This is a genomic window from Ensifer sp. ZNC0028 (assembly GCF_000799055.1).
Taxonomy (GTDB): domain Bacteria; phylum Pseudomonadota; class Alphaproteobacteria; order Rhizobiales; family Rhizobiaceae; genus Ensifer.
On sequence record NZ_JTLA01000032.1, the window covers coordinates 24,081 to 31,249 of the forward strand.

At 64.2% G+C, this 7,169-nt stretch carries 9 protein-coding genes; 1 reads left to right on the forward strand and 8 read right to left on the reverse strand.

The features are described 5' to 3' along the window. Positions 1-5: 5 nt before the first annotated feature. The 3 genes from sdhA to sdhC are packed head-to-tail and all read right to left on the reverse strand — an operon-like array spanning position 6 to position 2,645. Positions 6-1,847, reverse strand: a complete 1,842-nt coding sequence (sdhA, locus tag L981_RS08595) for a succinate dehydrogenase flavoprotein subunit (protein WP_043613970.1) — start codon at positions 1,845-1,847, stop codon at positions 6-8. Positions 1,848-1,854: 7 nt separating this feature from the next. Continuing rightward, complete coding sequence (sdhD, locus tag L981_RS08600; protein ID WP_043613972.1) at positions 1,855-2,235, reverse strand: succinate dehydrogenase, hydrophobic membrane anchor protein; 381 nt, start codon at positions 2,233-2,235, stop codon at positions 1,855-1,857. A 17-nt stretch (positions 2,236-2,252) separates the two neighbouring features. After that, positions 2,253-2,645 carry a succinate dehydrogenase, cytochrome b556 subunit gene (sdhC, locus tag L981_RS08605; protein WP_034802580.1) on the reverse strand — a complete coding sequence of 131 codons (393 nt, stop codon included), beginning with the start codon at positions 2,643-2,645 and terminating at the stop codon, positions 2,253-2,255. A gap of 305 nt (positions 2,646-2,950) precedes the next feature. On the opposite strand from sdhC, the gene L981_RS33240 reads away from it, so the two are divergent. Then, positions 2,951-3,772, forward strand: a complete 822-nt coding sequence (locus L981_RS33240; protein WP_052201673.1) for a hypothetical protein — start codon at positions 2,951-2,953, stop codon at positions 3,770-3,772. Positions 3,773-3,803: 31 nt separating this feature from the next. Here L981_RS33240 and L981_RS08615 read toward each other — a convergent pair whose 3' ends face one another. The 5 genes from L981_RS08615 to L981_RS08635 all read right to left on the reverse strand — a co-directional run. After that, positions 3,804-4,508: a methyltransferase gene (locus L981_RS08615; RefSeq protein ID WP_043613975.1), complete on the reverse strand. Its 705-nt coding sequence runs from the start codon at positions 4,506-4,508 to the stop codon at positions 3,804-3,806. Between the two features lie 48 nt (positions 4,509-4,556). After that, on the reverse strand, positions 4,557-4,988 hold the full coding sequence (locus L981_RS08620; protein ID WP_043613977.1) for an EVE domain-containing protein: 432 nt from the start codon (positions 4,986-4,988) through the stop codon (positions 4,557-4,559). 7 nt (positions 4,989-4,995) lie between these two features. Beyond that, positions 4,996-5,289 carry a YciI-like protein gene (locus L981_RS08625; RefSeq protein ID WP_034802587.1) on the reverse strand — a complete coding sequence of 98 codons (294 nt, stop codon included), beginning with the start codon at positions 5,287-5,289 and terminating at the stop codon, positions 4,996-4,998. A gap of 55 nt (positions 5,290-5,344) precedes the next feature. Further along, the gene (locus tag L981_RS08630; protein ID WP_043613980.1) at positions 5,345-6,346 is read right to left on the reverse strand and encodes an NAD(P)H-dependent glycerol-3-phosphate dehydrogenase; all 1,002 of its coding nucleotides are present in this window, start codon (positions 6,344-6,346) and stop codon (positions 5,345-5,347) included. Positions 6,347-6,372: 26 nt separating this feature from the next. Continuing rightward, a partial coding sequence (locus L981_RS08635) for a tRNA (adenosine(37)-N6)-threonylcarbamoyltransferase complex transferase subunit TsaD (RefSeq protein WP_043613983.1) occupies positions 6,373-7,169 on the reverse strand: 797 nt, incomplete at its 5' end.

Sequence of the window (7,169 nt, forward strand, 5' to 3'; positions counted from 1 at the left end):
CAAGATCAATAGACGCGGGCCTTCGGCTCGATCTTCTTGGGATCGATGCCGTCGGCGATCAGGTCGGTATGGACGGGGCGGTAGTCGAGCTTGACGTCGCCGGCCTCGTTGACCCAGGCGAGCGTGTGCTTGCGCCAGTTGACGTCGTCGCGGCCGCCGAGCGGACCCTCGGTGTAGTCCTCGCGGGCGTGCGAACCACGGCTCTCCTTGCGCGCTTCGGCGCCGTAGATCGTCGTGATGGCGTTGGCCATGAGGTTTTCGAGTTCCAGCGTCTCGACGAGGTCCGAGTTCCAGATCATCGAGCGGTCGGTGACCTTGATGTCGGGCATCTCTTTCCAGATCGCCGAAATGCGCTTGCAGCCCGATTCCAGCGATTCCTGGGTACGGAACACGGCCGCGTCTTCCTGCATGGCGCGCTGCATCTTTTCGCGCAGCACTGCCGTCGGCGTCGAGCCGTTGGCGTTACGCAGGCGGTCGAAGCGGTCCATGATCCGGTCGCAGGCGGCCTTGTTGAGTTCCGGCACCGGCTCGTTGCGGTCGATGACCTGGCCGGCGCGGATGGCGGCGGCACGGCCGAAGACCACAAGGTCGATCAGCGAGTTGGAGCCGAGGCGATTGGCGCCGTGCACCGAGGCGCAGCCGGCTTCGCCGACGGCCATCAGGCCGGGCGCGATGCGCTCCGGGTTCTGGGCGTCGGCGTTGAGCACTTCGCCCCAGTAGTTGGTCGGCACGCCGCCCATGTTGTAGTGCACGGTCGGCAGAACCGGGATCGGCTCGCGGGTCACGTCGACACCGGCGAAGATCTTCGCCGATTCCGAGATGCCCGGCAGGCGCTCGTGCAGAACGGCCGGATCGAGGTGATCGAGGTGCAGGAAGATGTGGTCCTTGTTCTTGCCGACGCCGCGGCCTTCGCGGATTTCCATCGTCATGCAGCGCGAGACGACGTCGCGCGAGGCAAGGTCCTTGGCGGACGGCGCGTAGCGCTCCATGAAGCGCTCGCCTTCGGAGTTGACGAGATAGCCGCCTTCGCCGCGTGCGCCTTCGGTGATCAGGCAGCCCGCACCGTAGATGCCGGTCGGGTGGAACTGGACGAACTCCATGTCCTGCAGCGGCAGGCCGGCGCGTGCGATCATGCCGCCGCCGTCACCGGTGCAGGTGTGCGCCGAGGTCGCCGAGAAGTAGGCGCGGCCGTAGCCGCCGGTCGCAAGCACCACCATCTTGGCGGAGAAGCGATGGATCGTACCGTCGTCGAGGTTCCAGGCGACGACGCCGGTGCAGCGGCCGTCATCCGACATGATCAGGTCGAGCGCGAAATACTCGATGAAGAACTCGGCGTTGTTGCGCAGAGACTGACCATAGAGCGTGTGCAGGATGGCGTGGCCGGTACGGTCGGCAGCAGCACAGGTGCGCTGGACCGGCGGACCTTCGCCGTAGTTCTGCATGTGGCCGCCGAACGGCCGCTGGTAGATCTTGCCTTCGGCGTTACGCGAGAACGGCACGCCATAGTGCTCGAGCTCATAGACCGCCTTCGGCGCTTCCATGGCGAGATACTGCATGGCGTCGACGTCGCCGAGCCAGTCGGAGCCCTTGACGGTGTCGTAGAGGTGCCACTGCCAGCTGTCCGGCGTCATGTTCTGCAGCGAGGCGGCAATACCACCCTGGGCGGCAACCGTGTGCGAGCGGGTCGGGAAGACCTTGGTGATGCAGGCGGTCTTCAGACCCTGCTCGGCCATGCCGAGGGTCGCGCGCAAGCCCGCGCCGCCGGCGCCGACGACGACCACGTCGAAGGCGTGGTCGACATATTGATAGGCCTTGCCGTTTGCAGCGGGTGAACTGTTCGATGCCATGGCGAAATTACCCTGCAAAAGCGATCTTCAGGATGGCGAAGAGACAGAGCCCGCCAACCGCGATCGTGAAAAATGTATTGAGCATGAGAAGCACGATCTTCATGCCTTCGCCATGCACGTAGTCTTCGATGATCACCTGCATGCCGAGCCGCATGTGAACGAGACCCGAGAGCACGACGAGCGCCATGACGACGGCGACGAAGGGGTTCGCCAGCGCGGCAAGGACATCCGCGTAAGGGGCGCCTGCGTAGCGAACGAGGAAGATGACGAAGAAGATCAACAGCGGAACGTTGGCGACGGCCGTCAGGCGCTGGCGCCAGAAATGATCCGTGCCTTCCTTGGCCGAGCCAAGACCGCGAACCTTGCCGAGAGGAGTGCGCATATCCATAAGAATTCTCCCCTCAGTCAGCGAACGAGATAGCCGACCACCCAGATCAGCAGCGTCAGCGCCACCGAACCGATGATCGTTGCCTTGGCCATCTTGGTGGCGAAGTGCTTCTCGTAGCCGTAGCCGAGATCCCAGGCGAAGTGGCGCAAGCCACCGAGCATGTGGTGCACCAATGCCCAGGTATAGCCGAACAGCACAAGCTTGCCGATCAGCGTACCGAACAGCCAGCTGACCCAGTCGTAATAGGCAGCGCCCGACGCGGCGGCGATCAGCCACCAGGCAACGAGGATAGTCCCGAAGTAGAGCGCGCCACCAGTGATGCGGTGCACAATGGACATAACCATTGTCGGGATAGGTTTATAGATTTGAAGATGCGGCGAGAGTGGCCGGCTTCTTGTGACATTCGTCATCGGAACCTCACGGAATGCCCGGATTTCCGCCCAAAAAACTGGACGATTTTAGTCCGGTATCGCACCTGATTGTGCGCAATTCAGTCATTCGGACCTTTAATCACCATAAAGCTTAACGACAAGTGTGTTTGCGGTGCAAAATCAATTTAATCGATTAGACGAATTGCGCCATTTTCCTGCCAGCCGGAGACATGGGCCGGCGTTAACGATAGCGACAAAAAGCCAAGCAATTCCGTGACTTTCCCGCCGATGTGGCCCAGAGTGCCCTTAACGATTTGTTAAGCGTCACCCGGAGGGCGGGCAGAATGATTCTGTTCAGGGCAATCCATGCGACCAAAGTGCTAGCGCTTGCCGGCCTGGTCATCGCCACCAGCTACATTCCGATGGAAGCTCGAGACCGGGGCGGACTGCCGGAGGCGCAGACGCGAACACGCCATGTCAGGATGAATGCCGATCGTTTCTATCCTCGTCACGATTTCGATCGCATGGGTTATCGCAACGACTGGGACCGCCATCGCGGACCGCGCCGAGACTGGGCGTCCAACGGTGGCCCGCCGGAAGTGAACACGCGCACCCGGCACGTTCGCCTGCCGCGCTACCGCCCCTACCCCGGCGCTTATGCCGGACGGTCGGAGCAGCGTGGCGGATGGGTGCGCGACGGAGCCGGTCGCGACTACTGGACATCCGACGCCCGCAGGCACGACGGTCGCCCAGGCATCTATGACGTGCCGCCGCAAGTCTCGACCCGCACCCGCCATGTCCCCTTGCCGCAATATCGGGCCTATCCCGAGCGTTGGGGCAACGGCGGCGGATGGATGCGCGATCAGGCCGGGCGGGAGATCTGGACATCGAACAACCAGGGCCGTGACTATCGCCCGAACTATTACGGCGGCGATGAATATCCGGATGTCATTCCCGGTATCGGCACTTATGTCGGCGGGATTTCCGCCTATGTCGATGTCGGCAACGGCATCTATTTCAGCCAGGAAGGCGACTACGGCTATGCGGATGAGGCAGACTTTGCGCCTCAGCCCGAGGCGAGACGCGGCAAGATCATCGACGTCACGCCACAGACGATGAACAGCTCCTGCACCTACGAACACGGCGTCTGCGTCATCCGCCGGTAATCGCGGCGACGGGCCTTGTCAGGCTGTCAGGTCAGCGGCTTCGAAGATCGGGTGTATCGTCGGAGATGCGGGCACGATTATCATGTACGCCTGTGCCGAAGCGCCAGACGGTGGTGCGCTTGACCTCGCTGTCCTCCAGCGCCCGGGTGACGGGAACCTCGTAGGTGGCAAGCGACGTCATCATTTCGCGCGGGCAGTAGGAACGGCCGGGATCGCCGACGATCACGGAGGCGCCACTTGCGGCAAGCCCCGAAAACCACGGCTTCAACCGGTCGGCAAAAGCCTTGTCGTAAAAGACGTCGCCGGCGAGATAGACCTCGGCTTCAAGGTCGCGGCCGGTGATATCGTCGCCAGTATAGGAAAGGGTGACGTCGTTGAGTGCGGCATTGAGCCGGACGGCCGTTTCCGCCCAGGGGTCGATATCGGCGGCGAGCACCGATGCTGCGCCCGCCTTCATCGCCGCGATCGCCACCAGACCCGAACCGGAGGCAAAGTCGACGACACGGCGGCCGCGCACGACCTCGGGGTGATCGAGGATGTAACGGGCGAGCCCCTGCCCGCCGGCCCAGGCAAAGGCCCAGAACGGCGGCGGCAGGCCGATCTCCTGCAACTCTTCCTCGGTCTTCAGCCAGAGTTCATGCGCCTCCGTCGCCAGGTGCAGGCGGATCTCCGGCACATGCGGCGGCGTGAGCACGTCGGTGTTTTCGAGGATGAAGCTTTCCGGATCGGTCTTCACGAAACTCTCCGCGCCTGCCCGAGCGTCCCGGACAGGCGGAAAACAGGACTAGCGCGGCGGATTGTCGAGCCCGCCCATGCGGCAGACCTCGATCCACTCGTCCTCGGTCACCGGCTGCACAGACAGGCGCATGGAGGTGACGAGCGACATATTGGCGAGCTTCGGATTGTCCTTGATCTCCTTCAGCGTCACCGGCCGCGGCATGTCCATCACGGCGCGGATATCGACGCAGTCCCAGCGGGCGTCGCCCTCGGCGGTCGAGTCCGGATGCGACAGCGCGCAGACCTCGCTGATGCCGACGATCTCCAGCCCTTCGTTCGAGTGGTAGAAGAAGCCTTTGTCGCCGATCTGCATCGCCCGCATGTTGTTGCGCGCCTGGTAGTTGCGCACGCCGGTCCATTCGGTGCCCTTGGCGCCTGCATCCTTCTGCATCTGCCAGGACCACTTGAAGGGTTCGGATTTGTAGAGCCAATGGGCCATCTTGGTCTCAAGCCTCCGGATTGTTGAAGACCCAGTTGAAGGCCTTGATCTCGACATTGGAAAAGAGCCCGGCCTTGGCATAGGGATCGGCTTCGGCGATCGCCCGCGCCTCGTCGATGGTCTCAGCCTTGACAAGCACCAGGCTGCCGGTCGGCTTGCCGTCGTCGCCGAGGAAGGGGCCAGCCATCTTCAGGATACCCTTGGCATTCAGATCGTTGAGATAGGCGACGTGATCGGGACGGGTGTCGAGCCGAAGCTGCAGCGCGCCTGGCTTGTCGGTGCAATGAAGTGCGAAGAGCATGCTTCCTCCTAGAGTTTTCGTTGGCGCGGGTGCGAGCGAAAGTCCGCCGCTCCCTTCATTCCTGGGTGATCGGGCGGGTCATCAACTGTTCGAGCGCGGTTCGGACATCGAGCTTGCCGTCGATGATCGCCGCCACCGCTTCGGTGATCGGCATTTCGACGCCAAGATCATGGGCAACGCGCGCGGCGACCGATGCGGCGAACGCGCCTTCGACCAGCTCGCCCTTGCGCCCGCTGGCCCGACCATCCTTGCCGAGCGCGATGCCGAAACGCAGGTTGCGCGACTGGTGGCTGGTCGCCGTCAACACGAGATCGCCAAGCCCGGAAAGACCACGCACCGTATCGGCCTCGCCGCCTTCGGCAGCAATGAAGCGCGACATCTCGGCAAGGCCGCGCGAGATCAGCGCGGCACGGGCGCTGTCGCCAAGGCCCGCACCCTCGACGATGCCGCAGGCGATCGCCAGCACATTCTTCAGCGCGCCGCCGAGCTGCACGCCGATGCGATCCTCGGACGGATAAAGCCGGAAGGTCGGGCCCGAGAGCACCTCGGCCAGCATCGTTGCCGTCGCTGCATCGGCCGCTGCGATTACCATCGCGGTCGGCAGGCCCTTGGCGATATCGGCGGCAAAACCGGGACCGGAGAGCACGCCGATCGAACGGCCGGGCAGTTCCTCCGCCAGCACGTCGGTCAGCAAGCGGCCGGTCGCCTGCTCCATGCCCTTGGCACAGGTGACGATCGTGGCTGCAGCGTTGATCTGAGGGCCATACTGCCGTGCCGCATCCCGGTGCGCCTGCGACGGCATGACGAAGAGCACGACTTCGGCGTCCGCGAGCACGGAGACATCGGCCGTATGCTTCAACGCCGCCGGCAGGTCGATACCCGGCAGGGCATCCTCATTGCGGCCGCTGTCGCGGCAGGCTTCGGCAATCTCCGGACGACGGGCCAGCAGCGTCACGTTGCTGCCTTCAGCCGAGGCGGCAACCGCGGCGAGCGCGGTGCCGAAGGCGCCAGCGCCGACCACGACGATCTTCGGCCCGTTCTTGGAAATGTCGTTCATGCTCTATCCGTATGCTCTAAATCTTGTCACGCCTTGGCGCCGCGTTTGCCGGAACCGAGCAGCGCCTGCGCCTGGGCGTCGAGCGGCCAGCGCGAGCGCGGCGCGACATCAAGGCCGTCGGCTGCCATGCCTGCCGCCAGCCGTTCGGCACCGGCCCAGGCGATCATCGCCGCGTTGTCGGTGCAGAGAGAAAGCGGCGGCGCAATGAACTCGAAGCCGTTCTTGTCACAGAGTTCCTGCAGCGTCGCCCGCAGCACCTGGTTGGCGGCAACGCCGCCAGCCACCACCAGCGCCGGGCGCGCAACACCGCCATGTTCCGCCTTGAAGCGCTTCAGGCCGCGACCGACGCGATCCTTGAGCGTGCGCGAGATCGCCCGCTGGAAGGAGGCGCAGATATCGGCGATGTCCTGCTCCGTGACCGGCTCCAGCGATTGCGCCGCCTGGCGCACCGCCGTCTTCAATCCGGAGAAGGAGAAGTCGAGCCTGGCATCGCCGACGAGCGGGCGCGGAAAATCGAAACGCTGCGGATCACCCACAAGCGCTGCCCGCTCCACCGCCGGACCACCCGGGTAGGGAAGGCCGAGCAGCTTGGCTGTCTTGTCGAAGGCCTCGCCGAGCGCATCGTCGATCGTCGTGCCCCAGCGCTCGTAGTCGCCGACACCCTTGACGAGGATGAGCTGGGTGTGGCCGCCGGAGACGAGCAGCATCAGGTAGGGGAAGGAGAGCCCGTGGGTCAGCCGCGCCGTCAGCGCATGGCCCTCGAGATGGTTGACGGCATAGAGCGGCTTGCCCGTTGCCCGCGCGATCGCCTTGCCGGTCATCA